The sequence below is a fragment of the Streptomyces xylophagus genome, assembly GCF_000716435.1.
Lineage (GTDB): Bacteria > Actinomycetota > Actinomycetes > Streptomycetales > Streptomycetaceae > Streptomyces > Streptomyces xylophagus.
Window position 1 is genome coordinate 588,891 of the sequence record NZ_JNWO01000002.1, and the last position, 22,661, is coordinate 611,551.

18 protein-coding genes are annotated in these 22,661 nt (G+C 69.1%); 6 read left to right on the top strand and 12 right to left on the bottom strand.

The window, feature by feature from the left end:
* Positions 1-20 precede the first annotated feature (20 nt).
* The 3 genes from OO70_RS06115 to OO70_RS06125 form a co-directional block, all read right to left on the bottom strand.
* Positions 21-1,580 carry an ABC transporter substrate-binding protein gene (locus OO70_RS06115; protein WP_043664967.1) on the bottom strand — a complete coding sequence of 520 codons (1,560 nt, stop codon included), beginning with the start codon at positions 1,578-1,580 and terminating at the stop codon, positions 21-23.
* A 487-nt stretch (positions 1,581-2,067) separates the two neighbouring features.
* Complete coding sequence (locus OO70_RS06120) at positions 2,068-3,000, bottom strand: DsbA family oxidoreductase (protein WP_043664970.1); 933 nt, start codon at positions 2,998-3,000, stop codon at positions 2,068-2,070.
* Entirely contained in the window at positions 2,997-3,446 is a 450-nt protein-coding gene (locus OO70_RS06125; protein WP_043665523.1) for an RrF2 family transcriptional regulator, read from the bottom strand. Before OO70_RS06125 ends, OO70_RS06120 begins: the two co-directional genes overlap by 4 nt.
* A 164-nt stretch (positions 3,447-3,610) precedes the next feature.
* Here OO70_RS06125 and OO70_RS06130 point away from each other — a divergent pair, with 164 nt between their 5' ends.
* From OO70_RS06130 to OO70_RS51115, 3 genes are all read left to right on the top strand, one after another.
* Positions 3,611-4,117: a cupin domain-containing protein gene (locus OO70_RS06130; protein ID WP_043664974.1), complete on the top strand. Its 507-nt coding sequence runs from the start codon at positions 3,611-3,613 to the stop codon at positions 4,115-4,117.
* A gap of 83 nt (positions 4,118-4,200) precedes the next feature.
* Positions 4,201-4,818 (top strand): TOPRIM nucleotidyl transferase/hydrolase domain-containing protein, encoded by a 618-nt coding sequence (locus OO70_RS06135; protein WP_043664976.1) that lies wholly within the window; start codon positions 4,201-4,203, stop codon positions 4,816-4,818.
* Between the two features lie 73 nt (positions 4,819-4,891).
* Entirely contained in the window at positions 4,892-5,599 is a 708-nt protein-coding gene (locus tag OO70_RS51115; RefSeq protein ID WP_158711412.1) for an SMI1/KNR4 family protein, read from the top strand.
* 427 nt (positions 5,600-6,026) lie between these two features.
* Here OO70_RS51115 and OO70_RS06145 read toward each other — a convergent pair whose 3' ends face one another.
* From OO70_RS06145 to OO70_RS06185, 9 genes are all read right to left on the bottom strand, one after another.
* Entirely contained in the window at positions 6,027-10,571 is a 4,545-nt protein-coding gene (locus tag OO70_RS06145; RefSeq protein ID WP_051740731.1) for a non-ribosomal peptide synthetase, read from the bottom strand.
* Positions 10,571-10,825, bottom strand: a complete 255-nt coding sequence (locus OO70_RS06150) for an acyl carrier protein (protein WP_043664979.1) — start codon at positions 10,823-10,825, stop codon at positions 10,571-10,573. Before OO70_RS06150 ends, OO70_RS06145 begins: the two co-directional genes overlap by 1 nt.
* On the bottom strand, positions 10,822-12,522 hold the full coding sequence (locus tag OO70_RS06155) for an acyl-CoA dehydrogenase family protein (protein WP_043664981.1): 1,701 nt from the start codon (positions 12,520-12,522) through the stop codon (positions 10,822-10,824). The genes OO70_RS06150 and OO70_RS06155 overlap by 4 nt, the downstream gene beginning before the upstream one ends.
* A complete protein-coding gene (locus OO70_RS06160) occupies positions 12,519-14,156 on the bottom strand; it encodes an acyl-CoA dehydrogenase family protein (RefSeq protein ID WP_043664985.1) in 1,638 nt (545 codons plus the stop codon). Before OO70_RS06160 ends, OO70_RS06155 begins: the two co-directional genes overlap by 4 nt.
* Complete coding sequence (locus OO70_RS06165; RefSeq protein ID WP_234336748.1) at positions 14,156-15,892, bottom strand: fatty acyl-AMP ligase; 1,737 nt, start codon at positions 15,890-15,892, stop codon at positions 14,156-14,158. Before OO70_RS06165 ends, OO70_RS06160 begins: the two co-directional genes overlap by 1 nt.
* 104 nt (positions 15,893-15,996) lie before the next feature.
* Complete coding sequence (locus OO70_RS06170) at positions 15,997-16,203, bottom strand: MbtH family protein (RefSeq protein WP_324604836.1); 207 nt, start codon at positions 16,201-16,203, stop codon at positions 15,997-15,999.
* A 42-nt stretch (positions 16,204-16,245) separates the two neighbouring features.
* Positions 16,246-17,421 (bottom strand): methyltransferase, encoded by a 1,176-nt coding sequence (locus OO70_RS06175; RefSeq protein ID WP_456113473.1) that lies wholly within the window; start codon positions 17,419-17,421, stop codon positions 16,246-16,248.
* The gene (locus OO70_RS06180) at positions 17,418-18,764 is read right to left on the bottom strand and encodes a glycosyltransferase (RefSeq protein WP_051740733.1); all 1,347 of its coding nucleotides are present in this window, start codon (positions 18,762-18,764) and stop codon (positions 17,418-17,420) included. Before OO70_RS06180 ends, OO70_RS06175 begins: the two co-directional genes overlap by 4 nt.
* Before the next feature lie 64 nt (positions 18,765-18,828).
* Entirely contained in the window at positions 18,829-19,353 is a 525-nt protein-coding gene (locus OO70_RS06185; protein ID WP_043664989.1) for a YceI family protein, read from the bottom strand.
* A 333-nt stretch (positions 19,354-19,686) separates the two neighbouring features.
* On the opposite strand from OO70_RS06185, the gene OO70_RS06190 reads away from it, so the two are divergent.
* From OO70_RS06190 to OO70_RS06200, 3 genes are all read left to right on the top strand, one after another.
* Positions 19,687-20,154, top strand: a complete 468-nt coding sequence (locus tag OO70_RS06190; protein ID WP_043664992.1) for a MarR family winged helix-turn-helix transcriptional regulator — start codon at positions 19,687-19,689, stop codon at positions 20,152-20,154.
* Between the two features lie 200 nt (positions 20,155-20,354).
* The gene (locus OO70_RS06195; RefSeq protein ID WP_234336750.1) at positions 20,355-21,596 is read left to right on the top strand and encodes a PucR family transcriptional regulator; all 1,242 of its coding nucleotides are present in this window, start codon (positions 20,355-20,357) and stop codon (positions 21,594-21,596) included.
* Between the two features lie 350 nt (positions 21,597-21,946).
* On the top strand, positions 21,947-22,600 hold the full coding sequence (locus tag OO70_RS06200; protein WP_043664994.1) for a class I SAM-dependent methyltransferase: 654 nt from the start codon (positions 21,947-21,949) through the stop codon (positions 22,598-22,600).
* The last annotated feature ends 61 nt before the right edge of the window (positions 22,601-22,661 follow it).

A 22,661-nucleotide genomic window follows, 5' to 3' on the forward strand; every position in this document is an offset into this window, starting at 1 on the left:
GTACAGGGTTTGACGGAGTGTCAGTTCGAGCCGATGGTCACGCCGGTCCAGTCGATGTGGGCCGGGTTCTTGGGCAGGGCGGAGATGGACTTGCTCTTCGCGACGAGGTTGGGCGAGGAGTACGTGAAGACCAGCGCCTTGCTCTGCAGGCCGGCCCGGGTCGCCGCCTGGAGGACCTTCGCGTAGTCGGGGGAGTCCAGCGGAGTCTGGCGGACCTTGGCGATGGCCGCCTCGAAGCCCGAAGGCTCGTACGGCGAGCTGAGGTTGAGCGGCCCGTTCGGACCGAAGTGCGCGGTGAGGGTCTGTGCGGCGGAGTCACGCCCCGTCGTCCCGTACAGCGAGAACGTCAGGTCCTTGGCGAAGAACGGGGTGGCCCAGTTCTTGTCGACCTTGATGCTGACCGTGATGCCGACCTTCGCCAACTGCGCCTGGACGATCTCCGCTTGGGGATCCTCGGCCGGGATGACGAGGTTGAGTTTGATCTGCCCCGCCTTGTAACCGGCCTCCGAGAGCAGCTGCTTCGACTTCGCCGGGTCGTAGGCGTAGTCGTTCGCGGACTGCGGGTCGTAGGCCACATAGCCCTTGGGGAAGGGCTGGTTGGTGGTCGAGCCGTAGCCGAAGCTCAGTTTGTCGACGAACTCCTGGCGGTTGATCGCGTAGCGGACCGCGTCGACGACCTTGTCGTTGTTGAACGGCGCCTTGTTGACGTTGAGGCTGAGGTTGTTGGCGTTGAAGCCGGGCTGGACGAAGACGTCGAGTCCGGCCTTCTTTGCGGCCTCGGCCTGACTGGGCGTGATGTCGGCGAAGTTGTAGACGCCGGTCTGGAGTCCGGAGACGACCGTCGCCGCGTCGGGGGCCGAGGTCAGCTCGACGTTGTCGATGTGGATGTCCTTGGCGTCCCAGTAGTCCGGGTTCTTCTTCAGGAGGACCTTGGTGCCCGGGACGAGCTGCGTGACGGTGAACGGGCCCGCGCCGACCGGGCTCTGGTCCAGCTTGGTGGGCGACTTGGCTGCCTTGGGGCTGGCGATCTGCAGGACGCGCTCGCCGAGGAGTTGGGGGATCTGGTAGTCGACCTGGCTGAGGTGGAGCACCGCGTCCAGTCCATTGGCGTCCACCGACTTGATGGAGGTGAGGTCGCCGAAGAGCGCGGAGTTCTTCTGCCTCTGGGCGCGTTCGATGGCGGCCTTCACGGCGGCGCCGTCGACCGGCTCGCCGTCGCTGAACTTCAGGTTCGGGCGCAGATGGAAGGTGATCTGGTCGCCCTTGGCGTTGTACTCCCAGCTCTTGGCCAGGTCGGGCACGGCCTTGCCGGTCGCGTCCGTGCGGGTCAACGAGGCGTAGACCAGAGCGAGTTCGCGGAACTGGGCGCCACTGCCGCTGACGACCGGGTCCCAGTGGGTGGGGAAGTAGGAGGAGGCCCACTTCAGCGTGGCGCTGCCGCCGGCCGTGGAGGCGTCGCCGCCGCAGGCGCTGAGCGCGGGGACGAGCACGGTGGCGAGGGCGGTCCCCAGGGCGGCGGCGCGGAGTCTGCCGGGGCGGAGGGACGCCCGAGGGCTGCGAGACGTGAGTCGTCCGGACATCGTGATTTCTTTCTTCGAGGGCTCCCGGCCGCGCCGGGGCAGCGGAAGGGGAGCGGGGGCGGCTGACCCGAGGGCCGGACACCGCGCAGACCGGGACGACGGACATGCCGATGCGGCTTCGAGGCGCACGGGGGCATGCCGCGCCCAGGACATGAGGCGTCGGCGGATCGCGGGAGAGAACCGGGATACGGAGGCGGAGAGACGGCGACGAAGCGCGAAGGGAGCGGCGCGGGAAGACGGGCGCCGGTCGGCGAGGCGGTGGGGCGCCGATGCCTACGGGGGCGGGGTCAGGCGCCTGTGGGCCGGGGGCGGCGGGTCAGCGACAGAGAGCGCTACAGGTGCGCCGCAGGTCCACGTAGCGGCACACCACACCGGGGTGCGTCGTGAGCATGCTGCACATCCTGGGGCCAGCCGCTGGAGGCTGTCAATGGACACCAATTGGTGTCTCATTGGGCGGGACGGCCTCTGACCGCTGATCAGAGGCCTGTCAGGGCGCGGCGGGAGGGGCCGGCGCGACGGCGGGGTGCACCGCGGCCTCCTCCGGGTGCAGCCACAGCGGCCCGTTGCCCGTGTCGACACGGACGGCGCCGGGCGGAGGCCACGGGCCGCCGTCGGTCAGCAGTACACGCTCCGGCTCGGTGAGGGTCCGGTACCGGGCGAGCGCCGCCGCCGAGTCCAGCGTGGTGGGCGCGGGCAGCGGCCCGGGGCTGAGTTCGGTGACGGCCGAGACGTACTCCTCGTACGGTCGCCAGCCGGGTACGACGCGGTATTCGGCTGCGGTGCGCACGAGCAACGTCGGTAGCGCGTACCGGTGTTGGCCGTCCGGGGTCTCCTTGGCGGCGCCGGGATGGGGTGATTCGCAGCCGTGCACCGACAGCACTTCATCGACCGGTCTACGCGCCTCGGCACGGTCGGCGCGCACCCTCTCCAGCACTTCCGCCGACGCCGCGTCGGTCGCGAGCCGGCCGAGATCGAGGCCGGGTACGCCCGACACCACGGACAGTGCCGACTCGGGGGTGTCCGCGGGCTCCCCGAGCACGAACACGCTCTCTCGCAGCCGCCGTAGCACCCGATCGGCCACCTCCGCACCCTGTGCTTCGGCCGCCTTGGCGACCAGCGAGGCCGGCCAGGAACTCGCGGCGACACGGCTCAGGCGACGTGCTCGCGGTGCGTGGGTGTGGACGCTGATGTCCTCGACGTAGCGCGCATACCAGGCCGTTTCGGCGGCGGGGTCGGGCGCGGGGTCGTCGTCGTGGTCGAAGAGGATGCAGTACGCGCGACGCCAGCGGACGCGGCCCGCGAGCGCCGCGCGAAGACGGCGGAACACAGGCTCGGATCCCCAGGCCCAGGGACACAGGGGGTCGGTGAACTCGACGACTTCGACGGCGAGTTGGGCCGCAGGAGTCGTATGGGCCGTCATGCGGCTCCCTGGCGGCTCAACTGCTCGCCCGCCGCGTGCTCGTCGGTCGTGGCGGGCAGCAGCGTGGCGAGGGTGGTCCCACCCAGTACGGCGGCGGCCTGCGCCTCGATCTGCCGCCACACCCCGGGCAGACCCGAGGCAGGACCGGGGTAGTCGAGTCCGGCCAGCGGTTCGCTGCGTAGGGTGATCAACTCGCCGTCCACGGCGCGGGCGACGTCCAGGAGCGTGATCTCGTCGGCGGGCCGGCCGAGCCAGTAGCCGCCCTCGCAGCCGCGTTGGCTGCGCACCAGACCGGCTCTGCGCAACTCGCCCACCACGGACTTCAGGAACCGGAACGGGATCTGCTGCGAGGAGGCGATCGCCTCGCACGTGAGCGGACGGGCAGGTTCGCAGGCGAGCTCCAACAGGGCCCGCGTGGCGTAGTCCGCCTTCGCGGAGATATGCATGCGCACATAATGCCCGACGCGCGCCCCGGCACGAGGACTTCCAGTGGTTCCCTCATCCGATCCCCTCGTACCCGTCCCTCATACATTGCGGGAACATTGCCGCAGGTGAAGCACAATGGACACCTCTTGACATCCTTTTCGGGGCGGCTCTAGCGTCCCGAACCATGAGCGAGCCGTTGACAACCCCCGGCGAAGGTTTCCACCCCCATCTCCACGACGCCGCAGGGCACTCGACAGCCCCCCTGCGCACCCGCCTGCACCACATCCGCGCCGACGCCCTCGACGGCGACACGGCACAGAGCGGCGGCATGCGCAGATTCGCCGCGGTGAGCGGCAAGACCGTCGGCTCCGAAAAACTGTGGATGGGCCAGACCCACGTCGCCCCCTCCACGTCCTCCTCCGACCACCACCACGGCGAATCCGAGACCGCGATCTATGTGGTGAGCGGACACCCCGAGTTCGTCTTCCTCGACGACACGGGCCCGGCGCCGCAGGAAGTACGCCTGCGCACCTCGCCCGGGGACTACATCTTCGTCCCGCCGTTCGTACCGCACCGCGAGGAGAACCCGGACCCCGCCGACGAGGCCGTGGTGGTGATCGCACGCAGCACGCAGGAGGCGATCGTGGTGAACCTTCCGGGGCTGTACGTGCTGGGGGCCGGGGAGGTCTGAGGGGGCCTTGCTGCTCGCTGGCTGCCCGCCGTGGCTGCGGAAATTCCCTCGCGGCGCGGCCGGAAGCAGCTGAGACTCGTGTCATGACTGACATGGAGGCGTTCCGGAACGCGGTCACTGCGTGGGCGACGGGTGGCCCCGGCGACTCCGCGCACGAGCTGGCCGCGCGACTCTCCGTCCGGACGGCAGTCCTGGTGGAAGGCCCGAGCGACGTCGCGGCGGTCAACGCGCTGGCGGAGAGCCGCGGTCGGAACCTGGCGGCCGAGGGGGCCTGCGTCCTGTCGATCGGCGGCGCGATGAGCGTCGGCCACTACGCCCGTCTCCTCGGCTCACCCGGCTTGGGTCTCCGCCTCACCGGACTGTGCGACGAGGCGGAACGCCCCTACTACGCCCGCGGCTTCGAACGGGCCGGTGCGTCGCAGCAGAGCATCTACGTCTGCGCGGCGGACCTGGAGGACGAACTCATCCGCGTGCTGGGCGTGACACGGGTGGAGGAACTCGTCCAGGCCGAGGGCGACTTGCGTGCCCTGAAGACCTTCCTGCGCCAGCCGGCTCAGCGTGGCCGCGCCCCGCAGCAGCAGTTCCGGCGCTTCCTCGGCACGAAGAAGGGACGCAAGATCCACTACGGCCGCGTCCTCACCGAGGCCCTTGACCCCGAGCGTGTGCCGGCACCGCTCGACGACCTGCTCGCCGGCCTCTGACCGCTGGGCGGAGTGGGTCAAGTTGTCGTGTTCGACCAGCAGTTGAGTGAGACCGGCGGCTATCTTGCGGGGCATGCAGACGGTGAACTGGAGCGGTGTCCGGGAGCGGACCGTCGCTCTTTATGCACGGCGGGGATCCAGGGCCGGTGTCGGTGCCGTTCTCCCGCCGGTCCTCAGTGAGGCTCAGGTGCGTCAGGCCGAGGAACAGTTCGGGGTGGTGTTCCCCGACGAGTACCGCCAGTACCTGCTGCGCGTCAGTGCTGGCGGGCGGGTTCGCACACTTCGGGTCGATCAGAGTGGCTGGCACTGGGAAGGCGACCAGCCTTCAGATCGTGCGAACCTGCATGTTGCTTTCCCGGACCACGACACCGCTCTCGCAGCGAGCGAAGATCTCTGGCTGAACGAACCCCAGGAGGGGGATTACGCTTCTGCTGCGGCCTACCAAGCCGATCACGACACGTGGCGGGAGACGGCCGATGTCGCCGAGGACGCGCGGACTTCCGGGGCCATCCCTCTCCACGATCACGGCTGCGGCTTCTACACCGTCCTTGTCGTCAGCGGACCCATGCGTGGCGCCATGTGGTTCGACGGACGCGCGACCTGCGATCGCCTCAACCCGCTCTTGAACGACGACGGACACCCCGCCACCTTCGCCGAGTGGTACCTGGACTGGCTCACCCGCGAGGAGCAGCTGACGACTCCGGAGCTGCGTCGTGCGGTAAACGACCGCTGGCATGCCGGGACGGACGTGCCCATCTGGCTGCGTTGGTTCGACTCGTGAGCCGTGAGCCGGTCTCACCGTCGCCGCCCAGTTCGCCATCGCGATACGCAACGTTCTGCGCACCACCAGTTTCACGGCCCCGGGCACCGCACGAAGGCTGCAGCGCGCTGCGGCACGCCCTGTCAATCCTTCCTGGAACGGGGCAGCCGGGCAGGGCGGTTGGCGCCTCGTGTAGCTGCCGGTCAGCACGACGCGGGCACGCGTCATGTTGACGAGCCACTGGTATGCCGTGGGACAGAGACAACGGTCGCGGCGATCCGCCCGGGCGACAGCGTGCGCCACCTGGAGCGGGTCTTCTTCGGACGACCTGGCTACAGGTTCCCGAGGAGCGGCAGGGACGTTACGGCTCATGCCACACGCCGTGGGCGCGGCCTCGGCGTGGTGGCGAACTTCCCGCCGGTCGGCCGGCTTGCGCGGCCAGCCCCGCTCACTCAGGTCGGGACCCGTCCCTGGCTTCCATCGGACCCATCTTCCGCACGGACCGCACGGGCACCTCGATCCGGGCCAGGAGTGTCGGCGATCCCTCCTCCAGCACCGACACCACAGCGTCGATCACCGCGACCAGCGAACGGACCACCTCGTGTGGATCGACCGGCGCCACCGTCTGGACCTTCAAGCCGAAACCGTCGCCGGTGTCGTCGACATGCACCGTGATCGGGAAGCTGGTCCGCTCGACGGCTCCCAGTAGTTCGGCGCCGTGCGCCGCCAGTTGCTGCTCCATGGGAACAGCGCCGTGCCGGAAGTTGAGCAGCGAGGTGTACAGCGGTGCCGTCGGTGCCACGCCGCTCATCCGATGCGCCAATGGCATCGGGGCGTGCTCGTGGACGAGCAACTCGGCCAAGTGGGCTCGGAGTTCGCGTATCGCCACCGCAACAGTGACTGAGGCGAGGTTCACGCGTACGGGCAACACATTGACGTACAGCCCGGGGACACGGTCCGCCCCGTCGCCGGCGTTCATCCGGCCGAGCAGCACCGTGCCGAACACCACGTCGTCACGACCAGAGGTTGCCGCCACGACCCGTGCCCAGGCGACATGGAACAGAGTTGCCGCGCTGACAGCCGACTGCCGTGCCTGTTCCCGCAACCGGGTCGACACTTCGGCGTCCAGCCGCATCACGGCCTCGGACACGTCACGGCCGTCGCCACACACGTTCAGCAGCCCGTACGGCGCCGTGGGTTCGCTCACGTCCCCGAGCAGGTCGGCGAAGAACTGGGCGTGCCCGCGCTGCGGAGCATCCTGGCGCGCCCGGGCGACGAAGTTCCGGAACGGCAGCGGTTCCGGCAGGGCGTCCCGGCGTCCTTCCAGAATCGCGGTCACCTCGCCCATGAGGAGGTTCAGGCTCGTGTAGTCCACGATCACGTGGTGGATGTGCAGCATCAACGCACACCGGTCTCCACCGGGATCGCGAGCCACCAGGGCCCGGAGCGAGGGGGCGCGGGTGAGATCCATGGTCACCGGGGCTGCTGCCACCAGCCGGTCCGCCGGATCGAGCACGTCCGCGCCGGGACCCTCGTCGAAGGCCATCTGCTGGACGGGCAGCGGTGCCTTCCGCAGTACGACCTGGACCGGTTCGCGGAGTCCTTCCCACAGGAAGGCCGTACGGAGCACGTCGTGCCGGTCGATCACGTGCTGGAGGGCGTCGAGGAATGCGTCCAGCCGCGCCGGGGCCTGGAAGCCCAGCACCACCTGGAGGATGTAGGGATCGGCGCTGTCCGCGCCCGCTGCGGCACGGTGGGAAACGAGCGGTCCCTGCAGGGGAGCCAGTGGATAGATGTCCGCGATGTTGGCCGCACCACCGGGAACCGCCGCCGTGATCCGGTCGATGTCCTCCGCCGTGAGCTCGGTCGGCGCCACCATCTCCGGTGTGATCACCATGGTGTCGGCGGGAATGCCGTGGGGCGGGGCGGGAACCTGATCGGTCGTCTGACCTGCCGCCGCCAGACCGGCCACCGTCGGCGTGGCGAACAACGCCGGGAGGTCCACCCGGACGCCCCGCTCGCGTGCCCGTCCCGCCAGGGTCACCGCCAGCAGCGAGTCGCCCCCGAGCTCGAAGAAGTTGTCGTCCACTCCTACGTCCGGGAGCCCGAGGACCTCGGCGAACACCGAACTCAGCACCTTCTGCCGCGCTGTGGCCGCTGCCCGGCCCGTCGTAGTCGGCGCGTACCGAGGTGCGGGCAACGCCTTGCGGTCCAGCTTGCCGTTCGGCGTCAGCGGCAACGCGTCCAGCCGGACGATCGCCGTCGGCACCAGGTGCTGCGGCAGGAACTCCGCCAGCTGCCGTTGCAGGGCATGGGTGTCGATGTCGGCTCTGTGCCCGATCACGTAGCCGACCAGGCGTTTGTCTCCGGGCCGGTCTTCCCGTACGACCACGGCCGCCTGGGCGACGGTCGGCTGGGCCAGCAGCGCCGTCTCGACCTCGCCGAGCTCGATCCGGACCCCGCGGATCTTCACCTGGTCGTCGCTGCGGCCGAGGTATTCCAGGCTGCCGTCCGCGCGACGGCGGGCGAGATCGCCGGTGCGGTACATACGGGAGCCCGCGGGGCCGTGGGGATCGGCCGTGAAGCGCTCCGCGGTCAGGGCGGGACGGCCGAGATAGCCGCGGGCGAGCTGGATGCCGGCGAGATAGAGCTCACCGGTCGTGCCAAGCGGCACCGGGTTGAGCCCGGAGTCCAGAACGTAGGCGCGGGTGTTGGCGAACGGCAGTCCGAGCGGCACCTCGTCGTCTTCCGGGCCGGTGCGGTAGGAAGTCACCTCTATCGCCGCCTCGGTCGGGCCGTAGAAGTTCCAGAGTTCGGCGTCGGCGGAAGCGTGGAAGCGGCGGACGACTTCCGGTGGCAGTGCCTCTCCGGTGCAGGCCACCAGCCGTACGGAGGGGCCGAGTTGGGCCTCGGCGAGGAAGACGGCGAGCATCGACGGCACGAAGTGGACGATCGTGACACGCTGCTCGCGGATCAGCTCGGCGAGGTAACCCGGGTCCCGGTGGCCCTCGGGGCGCGCCACGATCAGCGTGGCTCCCTGGACGAGGGGCCAGAAGAACTCCCACACCGAGATGTCGAAACTGATCGGAGTCTTCTGCACGATCCGGTCGTCGTGGGTCATCCGGTGGTCGTGCTGGAGCTGCCACAGACGGTTCAGCAGACCCTCGTGCGGTACGACGACTCCCTTGGGGCGGCCGGTGGAGCCCGAGGTGTAGATGACGTACGCGGCGTCGCGGACGTCGACCTCGATCCCCAGGTTCTCCGGTGACTCGTCCGCGCCGGCATCGGCGGGAAGCCATGCGAAACCGGGTACCTCCCGTTCGGCGATCACCAGGGAGGCCCCGCTGTCGGCGAGGACGTAGGCGATCCGCGCGGCGGGGTTGCCCGTCTCGACGGGTACGAAGGCGGCACCGGCCTTGAGAACGGCCAGCAGTGCCACGACGAGATCGACCGAACGCGGCAGCATGACGGCGATCCGTGACTCCGGTCCGACGCCCCGGCGGCGCAGGGCACGGGCGAGGCGGTTGGCCCTCGCGTTGAGTTCGCCGTAGTCGACGCTGTCGTTCTCGAACACGACGGCTTCGCCGGCCGGGTCCTGGGCCTCCACCATGTCCACCAGCGAGCGGGTGGAGACGGACACGGAGGTGTCGTTCCAGTCGGCGAAGCGGCGGTGCTCGTCGGAGTCCAGCAGGTCGAGGGTGCCCACGGGCCGTCCGGGCGTGGTCGCGGCGGCTGTCAGGAGCCGGAGACAACGGTCCCGGTGGGCTTCGACCCCGGCCGGGGTGAACCGGTCGGGATGGCCGCTGAAGGTGAGCCGGATGCCGTCGTCGGCGCTGCCGTCGGCGAAGGCGTTGACCAGAAGGTCGCGGACCGGGCCGGCGGACACTTGGTGCACGATGGCCTCGGCACCCCCGACGACGATCCGGCCGGGTACGGAGGAGAGCACGTTGACGGTAGGGCCGGCCAGGGCACCACGCTCGCTCCGCGCGGCGAGTTCGCGGCGCAGGTGCTCGTCGGGGAAGCGCTGGTGGCGCAGCGCCTCGGCCAGCCGGACCCGCGTCTGGGCGAGCAGGTCGACGAAGGTGGTCCAGGGGTGGACGGTCAGCCGCAGGGGCAGGTCATTGACCAGCATGGCCGGGGTGGCAAGGGACTGCGGGCTCGTACGCGCAGCCAGGAAGACCCGGATCACGATGTCGTCGGCGCCGGTCATGCGGTGGGTGTACGCGGCCACGGCGGCGATCACCGGCAGGGACCAGCGGGCGCCGGCGACGGTGCGCAGCCGCTCGACGGTGTCGGTCGGCACCAGCCCAGTTGCCTGCGGCAGGCCGCAGGCCAGACCTGATGATCCGTCGCCCAGTTCGGTGGAGGAAGGCAGGTCGGCGAGCTGGGTGAGCCAGTGCCGGCGGTCCCGTTCGTACCGTGGGGAGCCGGTGTACGCGCGCTCTTCGGCGAGTACGTCGGTGAGCGGTGCGAAGGGGGAGGCATTCGGAGTCCCGCCTGTGGCCAGTGCGTTGTAGATGTCCAGCAGCCGTCCGAGGTACAGCGTCTGGCCGTGGGCGTCGAGCAGGATGTGGTGGTAGCGGAAGTACAGTCGGTCCCGGTTCGCGCCGAGCCGCAGGAGCGTGTGGGTGAAGAGCGGGCCGTCGGTGAGGGAGGGCGGCGGTTGCGCCTGCCAGGCTTCGATGAGGGTGCGCGCCGCTGCCTCCGGGTCCCGCTCATCGCGCAGATCCACCACGTCGAGCCTGGCTTCGGTGGCGGGATCGACTCGCTGGCTGACGGTGCGACCGTCGTCGGTGAAGCGGACCCGCAACGCATCGGTCTCCGCGACCGCCTGACCCACTGCCCGCTGGAGCAGCCCGGGATCGATACCGGCGGCGGTGTCGATGTAGACGCCGCAGACGAACATGGGGCTCTCGGGATGCAGCCGCTGTGCCACCCACACACCGTGCTGAGCCGCCGTCAGCGGTATCTCCGGGCCCGCGCCCGCCGGCATCACTTCGCCTCCGCCAGGAGGCCGTCGATGATCCGGCTCAGTCCGTCGACGCTGGGGTTGTCCCACGTGATCTCGGGTGGCAGCACCAGGCCGAACTCGTCCTCGATGTCGGCGGAGACGGCCAGCGCGGTCAGTGAATCCAGGCCGTAGTCGGTCATGGGGAGACTGGTGTCGATCTCCTCGGGTGTGCGGCGCAGGTAGGTCGCCACCCGCTCGGTAAGCCATGTGCGGACGTCGGTGGTGCCTGGAGTCATCGTGCGTTCTCTTCTCGGAGGGTCAGCGTGCGGGCGGCGAGGCCGAAGGAGCGGTGGCTGTGGAAGCGGTCGAGGAGCTCACGGTGGAGCGCGTCCTCGACCGCACCGGCGAGCGGGGTGTTTCGGTGCGAGCGGTGCAGGGCGGCCAACAGCCAGGGAGAGTCGGCCAGGAAGGGGTCGGTGGCGTGCCGCCGGACCTGGAGGCAGCTGATGCGGCCGAGCAGCGCGATGTACCGGTCGGCCAGGTCGTAGGCCTCGGGCGGGGCGTCGACGCCGAGTTCCGTCATCGGCAGGGCGGCGCAGGCTCCGGCCAGGGAGGTGAGCTCGGCCAGGTCCGTTTCGGCGACGGCCCGCAGCTGCCGGTCGGAGCTGTCCCAGGGCTCGTCCAGTGCGGCGGCCAGGGAGGCGGCGAGGGGGTCACGGCCCGCGGCGTGCAGGGCCAGCCGGTCGTAGCGCAGGGCGGGCAGGGCCGCGTCCAGGGCGAACAGGTCGGCCGGAGCCGAATCGCCGGTGAGCCAGGAACGCCGTGCCAACAGGGGGAGTTGGGGCAGCACACTCATCTGGCAGGCGGCCCGGGCGATGTGCCCGAAGCCCACCGGCGCGAGGTCGCGGAGCAGCTTCTGGAATATCGCCGTCGGTCCGCCCCGCAGATAGAAATGCGCGCCGAGCAGTTCGGCGAGCCGGTCCATCGCGTCCAACAGCACCTTGGACACGGCGTACTTGACGGCCGCCGAGTAGACACTCGCGGACCCCGGCACCAGGTGCAGAGCGCGGATGCCGACCGCGCTGATCGCCTCGGCCCGCAGCAGATCGGCGAAAACGCCCACCAGCACGGAACGGACATGGGGAATGTCGATGGCGGCGCCGCCGTACAGGGTGCGGGACGACAGATGGGCGATGGCGGTGCGCAGGGCGGTGTCCAGCCCGCCGGTGGCCATGGCGGGCAGCGCGGTACGGGTGATCTGGAGTGCCTTCAGCGCGATCTCCAACCCCGCGCCGGTGGGTCCGAGGACCGCGGTGGCCGGCACCCGGACCCCGGTGAACTCCAGTCCGCCGAGCTGCACACCGCGCATGCCGACGCTCAGGAAACGCGGCAGATCACGGATTCCGGCGCCGGGGGTCGAGGCCCGGTCGACCAGCACCAGGGAGTGGCTGCGCGGACCGGGCCGTGGGTCGGTCCGCGCGAGGACGAGCAGGTCCTGCGCCCTGCGGATGTTGGTGACGACCTCCTTGCGCCCATTGAGCAACAGATCCGCGCCGTCGGCCGCCGCGGTGAACTCGGTTCCCGCCATGTCGTTGCCGTGCGCGAGTTCGTGGAACGCCACGGCCACCCGACCACCGGAGAGCAGCGACCGCGCCACCCGGGCGGCCTGTTCTCCGGGGCTCGCGGTCCAGATGTTCACACCGGCGATGAAGGAGCTGGCGCCGTAGCCGAGGGCGAGCGCCGGGTCACGGCGGTGGACCGCGCGCATCACCTCGACGAGATGGTCGACCCGCGTGAGCCGCCCGCCGTACTCGGGCGGCACGAACTCCGCGTTGAGACCGAAGACATGCAGCGCCTTCTCACCGGCCTCCAGCATCTCGGCGCGCTCGTCCGCTTCGAGGACCGCACGGGTTCCGACCGGGTTGGTGGGGTCGGCGGGGTCGCCGAGCAGCCGTTCGAGGTCGTCCACGCGCCGGGGGACGAAGGTGGTCACACGGCACCGTCCAGGAGGGTGAACGCAGGCGCGGTCCAGTCGATGACGACGGCGGCCAGATCGTCGTAGGCCTGGGTCTCGGGCAGGTCGAGAAGATGGGTGAGACAGGCACGCGGCCACAGTGCGTCCCGGGTCAGGGCTCCGGCCGGGCGAGCGGGGTTGTGCAGCCAGAGCCGGAGGCAGGCCGCGGCGGCGTACAGCCGCTCGTATCGCTCGGCGAGGGCGAACGCGCCGCTGGGGAGTCCGCCGCTGACCGGCACGAAGTCCGCGAGTTCGGTGGCCAGTTCGCGGCTCTGCCGCTCAACCGTCTCGGCGAGCAGGGTCAGTTCGGGGTTGCCCTGCCCGCGGATGCGCTCGACGGCTTCGGGAAGACTCTGTACGAGGCTGCAGCCGGTGGCCGACGTGAGGGTGAGCAGGGCCGGGTCGATCGGGGTCGACGGGGTGCCGAGGTCGGCCGCGGCACGGACGGCGGAGGTGTCTGCGGCGGTGCGGCGCAACAGCCGGCCCAGCCGGGGTGCCTGGGTGAGGAGAGCCGTGCGGTTGACGACGGTGCTGCCGTCGAACACGGCGCAGATGCGGTGGTCGCGGTCCAGCTTGGCGAATCCGCTGCCGGGGGGCGACACCACGAAACCGCGGAGGCCGATGAGTTCCCCGAGCCGGCCCAGCAACTCCTGGACCTGGGTGGGCACGTACGCCTTCGCGACGGCGGAGGTCACGGAGAGTTCACCGGGAAGTTCGTGCACGGACCGGCCGGCGAGGATGCTCACCGCCTCGGCGGCGAGCGCGGCCGCGGCAGCACGGCCGAGGGTGCGGCGCACGTGCGGCAGATCGGACAGCCGGCGCCCGTACAGTTCGCGTCCCGTGACGAAGTCCCGGGCCAGCCGCAGGGCGTGGTCGGCCGCGCCGAGCGAGAGGCCGAGGCAGGCGATGCGGGTGAGCTGGAGGGAACGCAGGACGAGGCCGAGGCCGTCACCGGGATTCCCGATCAGGGCGTCGGCGGGCACCCGTGCTCCGTTCAGTACGAAGCCGCTGATGTCGGCGCCCCGGATGCCGTGCGTGGGGACCTTGGGAAGCGCCTGCCAGGCGGTGGGCGGCAGGTCATCGCGGTCGACGAGGAAGAGGCTGAAGCCGCGGCCGCCACCGGCCGGATCGGTGCGGGCGAGAACGGTGCCGAGCCGCGCCCGACTCCCGTTGTTGATCAGGTACTTCTCTCCGTCCAGCCGCCAGGCGCCGTCCTCCCGGGTGGCGGTGAGCTCGCCCGCCAGAAGGTCACTTCCGTGGGCGCGCTCGGTCAGTCCCCAGCAGACGGCGTCTCCGGCGCGCACCCGTCCGGCGAGCCGACGGGTCTGCGCGGGCGTGCCGTCGATCCACACGGGCACGGTCCCGAGGAAGGTCTTGCCGTGGGCGATGGCCACGGTCAGGTCGCGCCGCGCGACGGCACGGATCAGTTCGGCCATGGCGGGGAAGTCGGAGTCGGGGGTGAGAACGTACGAGGCGGCCAGCCCCGCACCGTCGAGGACCGCGACCGCCTCGGCGGGGAACTCCTCCCGGGCGTCGAGTTCGTGCAGCGTCTCAGGGGCCCAGGCACCCCCTTCGTGCGCGGTGAGTATCCGTTCCAGTACGTCGGCCTTCATCACACCGCCTCCGCTGGCCCGGGGCGGCCCAGAGCGGCGGTCAGATGCGGGTCCTCACTGGCCAGCAGGGGTTCGAGCGCACCGCTCAGATAGCGCGCACGCATCGCCGAACGCTTCACCTTGCCGCTGGTCGTACGGTGGACGGCACCAGGTCGGAGCAGCAGAACCCCGCCGACCGGCACGCCGATTTCCCTGGCGACCGTGAGTTTCATGGCGGAGGCGATGTCGCCCATCCGGCTCGGCCCCCAGTGGCCTCTGATCTCGTGCAGGACGACAACCGACTCCGGAAAACCCGGGTCGCCGTTCCCGCCGACCGTGAAGACAGCACCGTGCAGGCCACGCAACTCCTCATGATGGGAGCGAAGTTCGTCCTCGACGTCCTGCGGGTGAATGTTGCGGCCGTGCAGGACGAGAACGTCCTTGCGGCGGCCGGTGACGAAGAGATGGCCGTCCAGCAGCCCGCCTAGGTCGCCTGTGCGCAGGAACGGGCCCTGCCCATCGGCGGTATGGGCCTCGAACGTGGCCTTGGTGGCCTCGGCCTGCTCCCAGTAGCCCGCGGTGACACTCGGCCCACTGACCCAGATTTCTCCGATCCGGCCGACGGGCAGTACCTCGCTGCTGTCCGGATCCACGATGCGTACCCGTAGACCGGTGCTGGAGCCACAGCCCACCAGGTCCCGCGACGGCACACCGGGAGCCGCGCGACGCAGGACGGACCGTTCCAGAGCGGCTACGTCCGCGGGTACCACGTAGGGCGGTTGGGAGACGCCGCTGCTGGTGACGACCAGGGTCGATTCGGCCAGCCCGTAGAGGGCGGCGAGCGCATGGGACGAAAACCCGGCGGTCCCGAAGCGTTCGATGAAGCCGGTGACGGTGCGGGAGCGGATCGGCTCGGAACTGTTGACCGCGACATGCACCCGGCTGAGGTCGAGGTCCGCGAGCTGGTCGTCGGAGACCCGACGCAGGCAGAGTTCGTAGCCGAAGTCGGGGGAGGCGGTGAAGTTGACGTCGAAAGTGTCCAATAGCTGCAACCACTGGTGCGGGCGGCGCAGAAAGGTCATCGGATCCATCTGCACATACCCGTTGCCCATCAGGATGCCGGGCAGCATCAGACCGATCAGGCCCATGTCGTGATAGAGCGGGATCCAGCCGCCGAAGCGGTGCGAGGGCTGTACGTCGAGGCTGTGCCACCCGCTGTCTAGGTTGGCCTGCAGATCGCCGTGCCGGACCATGACGCCTTTGGGAGCGCCGACGGACCCGGAGGTGTACTGCAGGAGGGCCACGGTGTCAGGCCCGGGCCGCACCCTGGGCCTCCACGCGTCGGGGTCGGCGTCCTCCGTGTCGGTGGGGTGGCAGACCAGTCCGGCCAGCCCCTCGTCGGCGGCCCACTTCTCCACCTCCTTCAGGCCGTGCCGGTCGGTCAGCAGGACGCGGGCCCTGGCATCCAGGGCGATTCCCGCGAGGCGTCGGCGCTCGTGGCGGTAGCGGCCGGGCAAGGGGCCGGGGACGGCGACGAGCCCGGCGTAGAGGCATCCGAAGAACGCGGCGGCGAAGTCGACGCCCGGCGGATACAGCAGCAGAACACGGTCGCCGGGCTCGGTGCGCTCGGCGAGCCACACCGCGGTCCTGCGAGCCCGTGTGTCCAACTCCGCGTGAGTCAGGGAGACGCTGTCCTGTGCTCGTCCCGGGTCCGGCACGAACGTGACCGCGCTCGTCGTGCTCGATTCTGTTTCCACGCGTTTCCTGAGAGCCGATACAAGGTCGACACCGGACGTCAGCACGCCACTCACGAAAGAACACACCATCCAAGACGGAACGAGTAAATCCCTGCCGAAAGCTGCTACTTGAACGCGTCGGCAAGGCTTTTCGGGCGCATGTCGGTCCAGTGGATCCCGATGTACTCCAGGCAGTCCGCGCGCGACGCCTCCCTGAAGACCACGTACCAGCCATGAGGAACATCGAGGAACACCGGCCAGAGCGAATACTGATCCTCGGCATTCCTGATGACGACGTATTCAGCACTTTCATCCTCGAACGGATTGGCCATCATTCGCTCCATGTAGCGCTTTCACGCGGTGACCGGGCCCGTTCAACTGCCGCACCCCATAAACGGATTGATCACTGGGGTGCGGTGTCCAGGATGGCCGCCGACGTGGCTGACTGTCGATGTGCCAGGCCACCGACTTGACCCGCTCGCGCGGTGGATTCCCACATCGGCCGGCTGAATGGTTCGAGGCCGGCGGTCACCGCCGGGCAATCGCCCCACGACGAGGGCGTTCGCGCTCACCCCGGCGACCGGAACACGTTCCACCGCTGCGCACCCGGCCAGCCGCAGCCACCGCTCGTACGCGGCGCCGGTGTAGTTCCTGCCACGCCGAGTCTCTACGAGCATCAGCAGGTTGAACAACGCGGCGGGCGCGGGTCCCGACTCGTCATCGTCCATCAGCAGTTCGGCGACCAGGATCCGGCCCCCGTCCGGGAGTGCCGCCGCGACCTTGTCGAGGATGACCTGGTTCTCCGCGGCGCTCCAGTCGTGCAACACCGACGACAGGAGGGCCACGTCGTGCCCGCCGGGCAGCTTCTCCTCGGCGAAGAAGTCGCCGGCCACGCAGGTGATCCGGTCGCTGAGGCCCGCCTCGGCGATCCGCTCCGCCGTCTGCTCGCACACGAACGGCAGGTCGTAGACCGTTGCTTCCAGGGTCGGGTAGGCCCGGCACAGCTCGATCGTGAACGCGGCACCGCCACCACCGACATCCAGCAACCGCCGCACCGACCCGAAGTCGTACGCCTCGGCGACAGCCCGGGCCGTGTACGTCGACAGCGAGTGCATGCCCCGCCAGAACGTCCGCACCGTCACGGGATCGGCGTCGTCGAACAGCGAATCCCGCTGCGTCGCGTCCCATACGGTTGGCGCGTCGGTGTGCACCGCCTCGGCGAGACGCATCCAGCCCGCGTAGACCCGTTCGTCCAGCATGGTGACGAAATCGCCGAAGTAGTAACGGGTTCCGGGGACCAGGTACTCGCGCGCCAGCGGCGACGCCCGGAACCGGTCACCGTCCTTCTCCAGCAGCCCCAGACCTGCGCATCCGGTGAGCAGCATCCCCGCCGGACGTGTCCGCAACTCTCGTGCGGCGGCGAACTCTTCGACGGTGATCCCGTCGCCCGTCGCCAGGCTGAACACGTCCAACTGCACGGCGACGGCGAGTGTCTTGCTTGCGAACAGCCCCGAACTGAGCTGCATCAAAGCGAAGGGTGCAACCGTCACAGCTCGTCCCCTTCCCGTCGCAGGCCGAGTCGTGAATGCTCGCCCCCTGCCGTGGCCTGCTCGACGATGTCGGCGATGGCGTCGAAGGGCCGGTACTCGGCGCACTGACTCCGGATCTCGCTCGCGCGCTTGCGGTATCGCGGGTCGTTCAGCACATCGTCTACGGCGGCTCGGACGGCGGCCGTTCCGGGGCGGGCCGTGTGCAGATTGACGCCGATGCCGGACCACTCGACGCGTGCGGCGACCTCGGGCTTGTCCTCGGTCTCGCCGCCGACGACGAGCGGGACCCCGTGCCGCAGGGCGGTCTGGACACCGCCGTATCCGGCGTTGGTGACCAGGACGTCGGCGAGCGGCAGCAACTGCTCGAAGGGCACGAACCCGGCGAGGCGGACGTTGGCGGGAACCTGGTCGTCCAGCGCCGCCCTGACCATGTCGGGACCGTCGGGGCGTGCCGTGGCGGCCACGACGGTCACGTCCGCGTCGGCCAGCGCCCGGAGCGTGGGCACGAGGAGCTGGGAGAAGTCTCCGTTCTCCACGGTGCCCTGCGTGACGACGACAACCGGCCTGTCGTCGGACAACTCCGCCCACCAGTCGGGGAGTTCGAACTCGCTGTCGGTGGCGGCCGGAAGGGGGCCGATGAAGCGGAAGCCCTCCGGGGCGTCGCCGCGCGGGTACTCGAAGGCGGGAACGGTCAGCTGCAGCAGATGGTCGGGGACCGTGGCCATGGCATCGAAGAGGGGAGCGGGCAGTGTGACACCCATCGAGGTGAAAACGCCTTCCACGTACTGCTGCGGATCCGCGAAGAACGCGCCCATCTGGACGCGCATGTCGTCGTAGCTGGCACGTTCTTCGTCGGTGGTGGGCGGGAGCAGCCCCGGCCCGAAGGGCGCGGTGTCCGCGCTGCTGAAGGCGGGCGGCGCGATGCCGATGTTCACCAGGAGCGGGCGCCGGCCACGGGGAGCGCGCAGGGCCGTCGGCAGCGCCCAGAAGGACATCGGCTCGCTGATCACCACGGTCGCGGGAAACTCGGCGAGGAGCTCCTGGAGGCGCTTGTCGTGGATCGGCGCCTGGTCGGCCGCAAGGTGCTTGATATCGAAGACGATCCGCTCGAGCGGCGCGAGTTTCTCGCGCTCGGCGAGCGCGGCGTCCAGGGCGCCGACAGTGACGTCGACCTCCGCGGGGTGCGGGACGAACCGCGCCCCGGTCGCGCTTATCTGCGCTTCGAACTGGGCGCCCGTGTAGAAGAGAACCTCGTGTCCGCGCTTCGTCAGGTCGGCCGCTATCGCCGCGAGGGGTACGACATGGCCCGGTACAGGGCCCGCTGTGACAATGATCTTTGCCATGATCTCTTTTCCGGATGGACAGGAACGTGGTCTTGGACAAACCAGTGGGCAACCGGTGGGTATGTCAGGCCTTGAAGGCGCGGGCGCTGATGTCGACGGACAGGTGACGGGCCGCCATACCGCGCATCTTGGTGATTCCGAGCGCGTAGCGGTCGATCGTCCCGTGGGCGGTGAAGACCGCCGATGCGCCTGTGATGTCGATGTCCGTCACGGTGAGCTCGACGGGTGCCGACTTGCCCTTCACCGTAAGGACCCCCGATACCGTGCAGCTGTCCGTCCGGCGCTGAATCCCGCTGGTCCGGAAGGAGATGGTGGGGTGGCGGCGGGCATGGAGGAACAGGGCCGACCTCACCTGGGGGTCCCTGATGAAGTTCCGGGTCGAGAAGCTCGAAGCGGAGATCTCGGCGTCCACGGTGGAGTCGTCGACCTGGTCGGAAACGATGATCACGCCGCGCGTCACGGCGAAACTGCCACGGACCTTGCCCAGGCCGAACATGTGCTTGGTGGTGAAGGCGACGGTCGATGTCGAGCCGTCGATGAGGTAACGCCCTGTCGGCGGCGCCGGGAGGGCGGTTGCGGAAGTGGACATGGCATCGGGGTCCTTCGTCGAGTGGCGTGCAAGGACTGCCGCGAACAAGGGACGGTTCTCGGTTCCGTTCGCGACAATGGCCAATCTAGCAATCGCTGCCTGCGCAGGCAACTAACAGTGTGTGATGGGATGTCGCGCACGGTGGCGAGTGGGGGAGTGCCGGTCGATCGGTCCCATCCGCGAACCCGCTGGACAGCAGGGTCAGATGGTGTCTGGAGGGGCAGTCGACAGCGCTCGCGACTGGTGTGACCTGACGCAGCATGGCGGCTGACTGAGGCACGTGGAGGTGTCGGCAACTCGATAGCTGCCTGCAACTGCAAGTATGCTGAGGTCATGACGGATGGCCCACCCACGAACCTTCAACCACTGGACGCTCTGGAGGAGCCGGCATGGCGAGATCTCGCCCGCTTCTTCGTGCTGGCGCCGCGGTACCTCGACGACGACCTGCAACGCGGCGCGAACATCTCACTCAGTACCTACAGTGCGCTGACGCACCTGTCCGAGGCGCCCGATCAGGTACTGCGGGTCGCTGAACTCGCCAACCGTGTCTACCTGTCAGGCAGCAGGACGACGCGTCTGGTCGACGCCCTCGCTGCTGACGGTCTGGTGGTCAAGCGACGTTCCGCAGATGACGCGCGGGGTGTCGAGGTCATCCTCACGGCGAAGGGGTTGGAGAGATTGCAGCGGGCCTACCCTGTGCACCTGCGCAGCGTGCGGGAGCGCGTTCTCGATCACGTCCCGCGCTCCACCCTGCCCGATCTTGCGGAAGCGATGCGTGCCATTGCCAAGGCCCTCAGTTAGCGGCAGAGGCGGGCCGCCGTGACCCCGGAGTCCACGATGACCGTTACGGCGGCGCCCGGCGCCCGCACCCTTTGAATCGGGGGCAGAGTGAGGAACCACCGTGTGTGCGGGGCAAGTCAGTGGTTTGGCACATCGACAGTGAGCCCCGGCATCGATCATTCTGAATGCGGCGACCGGGATCGCAAGGCGAGGGTGTGAAGGTGTCAGACGGATCCGACAGCGGTTTGGCCAAGCTCGTTGTGGGCCTGCTCGAGAGAGCTGACGAGCTCGGCGATGCCATGGCCGAACGTATCCGGTCCGTGGCCAATGACCATGGTGGGAACTGTGTCCCGCTGGAGGATTTGCGCGAGTCCTGTCGTGTGGAGCTGCGCAACGTGTTGCTGGTGCTTGCCGGGCGGGCCCCGCTCGATGCTTCGGTGGGTGCTACGGAAGGGCGCAGACGAGCCCAGCAGAACGTGCCGGAAGCCACCCTGATCGCCAGTTACCGCGCGGGCATCAAGTTCGTATGGGAGTTGCTCATCGCGGAAGCGTCCGCCACCGGTCTCGTCGACCACGAAGGTCTCGTCGAGGCTGTGTCCTCGATCTGGGCCGTCCAGGACACGATGATCGAAACGACCGTCGCGGGTCACCGGGAGGCGACCACCGAGCGCCTTCGCAGCGCGGAGCAGGAGCGTTCCGCGCTGCTTGAAGCCCTGCTGACCAATCGGAGCCTGGACGCCGGGATGCTGCTGGCGGCGATCGACGTGCTGCACATGCCGCGGTACGGCTCGTTCGCGGTCGTCGCGGCGGAGGTGCCGTCGGTGGGCCGTCAGCCACTGGCGAGGATGGAACAGGCGCTCAGCCGGTCCCATATCCACTCCGTGTGGCACATGCGTCCGGACACCCACGTCGGCATCGTCCAGCTCACGTCGGCGCGGCAGTACGACGAACTCGTCGAGGTACTTGAGGGCGAGTCGGTCAGCAGGACCGGCGTCAGCCCCGTCTATGACGATCTGTACAACACGAGTGGGAGCCTGTGGTACGCAAAGATCGCCATACAGAGCGGACGTGCGGGTGGCTGTGCTGTCACCGTGTTCGACGACTGCCTGGTCGCGATCGCCGTGGCGACCGCTCCTGAGATCACCCAGCGTCTGGCCCGCAATATCTTCGACCCGCTCGACGCGCTCCCCGAGGCGGAACGAAACGTGTTGATCGACACTCTGGAGGCCTGGATGGCCTGCGGAGGCTCGACCGAGGAAACGGCAAAGCACATGTACTGCCATCCCAACACCGTGCGCCTGCGCTTTCGTCGGATCACCGAGTACACCGGACGTTCGACCTCGGAGCCGCAAGGGATCACAGAACTGTGCATCGCACTCCACGCGCTCAGGCAGAACCCGGAAGGGGCAGCCCGCGGTGCTGCGCAAGGTAGGAACGACCTGCGCATGCCAGGAGCATCCTGAAGGGCGTTACACCAGGCCGTGTTCGGGCAGGCCGGAGCGGGTGGGCGGCATCGTGTGTTCATGAGGCGAGGGCGAGGGCGAAGGCGAGGCCGAGGTTGTGCGGGTGAGTGACGGCCTCGACGGCGTGATGGAGCCGTCGCCGTGCCGGCACGGCGAACAACGGACCCGGCTGCGCATCGTGAGATTCGTGCGGCGGCACATCGCGACCACCAGCACCTGCTGGGCCCTCAACACCCAAGCCATACAACGTAGATGCCAGATCACGGCCGAGTGCGACACCCTTTGGCGAGCATCCCGCCCCGTTGGCAACATGGCCGCCTTCGGCCACCCCCCCCAGGGAGGCATCCACCGTGTCCACCCCCGACAGCCAGATTGCGTACTGGGATACCGCTGCAGCAACCAAGACGTTCACCCATCCACTCCATCTGCCCTGGCTGGACGGGATCAGCAGGCACGCCGCGGTTCTCGACTACGGATGCGGCTACGGCCGCACCATGGCGGAACTCGAACAGCACGGCTTCGGCAACCTGTTGGGCGCCGACACCTCACCGGCAATGATCAAACGGGCCCAACACCTGCACCCCACCATGCACTTCACCACCCTGAGCGAACCACCGGCCCTGCCTTCCCCACATGCCGAATTCGACGCCGTCCTGCTCTTCGCCGTGCTGACCTGCGTCCCCGCAGACGAGTCCCAACACCGGTTGATCACCGAGCTGAACCGCATCCTCAAGCCCGGCGGAATCCTCTACGTCAGCGACCTTCTCCTCCAGGACGACGAACGCAATCGCCGCCGCTACAGCAAATACGCGACCGGCCACGGCAGTTACGGCGTATTCGAGACCGGCGACGGCGCGGTCTGCCGCCACCACTCACGTGAATGGCTCACCATTCTGCTGGCGGGTTTCGAAGTGCTCAGTTCCCGAACCATCGTCGTGCCCACCATGAACGGCCATGAGTCAACGGGCATCCAAATCCTCGTCCGAAAGCCCACCGCGACATGAACGCGGTGCAGAGCCAGGCCAGTTGACGACTGCCATGAGAAATTAGCCTCGCGGTCAGCTC

Bases quoted from the DNA above. Each gene is read 5' to 3' on its own strand.
- OO70_RS06115 (WP_043664967.1), bottom strand. From the start codon at position 1,580: ATGTCCGGACGACTCACGTCTCGCAGCCCTCGGGCGTCCCTCCGCCCC.
- OO70_RS06120 (WP_043664970.1), bottom strand. From the start codon at position 3,000: ATGACGGCCCATACGACTCCTGCGGCCCAACTCGCCGTCGAAGTCGTC.
- OO70_RS06125 (WP_043665523.1), bottom strand. From the start codon at position 3,446: ATGCATATCTCCGCGAAGGCGGACTACGCCACGCGGGCCCTGTTGGAG.
- OO70_RS06130 (WP_043664974.1), top strand. From the start codon at position 3,611: ATGAGCGAGCCGTTGACAACCCCCGGCGAAGGTTTCCACCCCCATCTC.
- OO70_RS06135 (WP_043664976.1), top strand. From the start codon at position 4,201: ATGACTGACATGGAGGCGTTCCGGAACGCGGTCACTGCGTGGGCGACG.
- OO70_RS51115 (WP_158711412.1), top strand. From the start codon at position 4,892: ATGCAGACGGTGAACTGGAGCGGTGTCCGGGAGCGGACCGTCGCTCTT.
- OO70_RS06145 (WP_051740731.1), bottom strand. From the start codon at position 10,571: ATGCCGGCGGGCGCGGGCCCGGAGATACCGCTGACGGCGGCTCAGCAC.
- OO70_RS06150 (WP_043664979.1), bottom strand. From the start codon at position 10,825: ATGACTCCAGGCACCACCGACGTCCGCACATGGCTTACCGAGCGGGTG.
- OO70_RS06160 (WP_043664985.1), bottom strand. From the start codon at position 14,156: ATGAAGGCCGACGTACTGGAACGGATACTCACCGCGCACGAAGGGGGT.
- OO70_RS06170 (WP_324604836.1), bottom strand. From the start codon at position 16,203: ATGGCCAATCCGTTCGAGGATGAAAGTGCTGAATACGTCGTCATCAGG.
- OO70_RS06180 (WP_051740733.1), bottom strand. From the start codon at position 18,764: ATGGCAAAGATCATTGTCACAGCGGGCCCTGTACCGGGCCATGTCGTA.
- OO70_RS06185 (WP_043664989.1), bottom strand. From the start codon at position 19,353: ATGTCCACTTCCGCAACCGCCCTCCCGGCGCCGCCGACAGGGCGTTAC.
- OO70_RS06190 (WP_043664992.1), top strand. From the start codon at position 19,687: ATGACGGATGGCCCACCCACGAACCTTCAACCACTGGACGCTCTGGAG.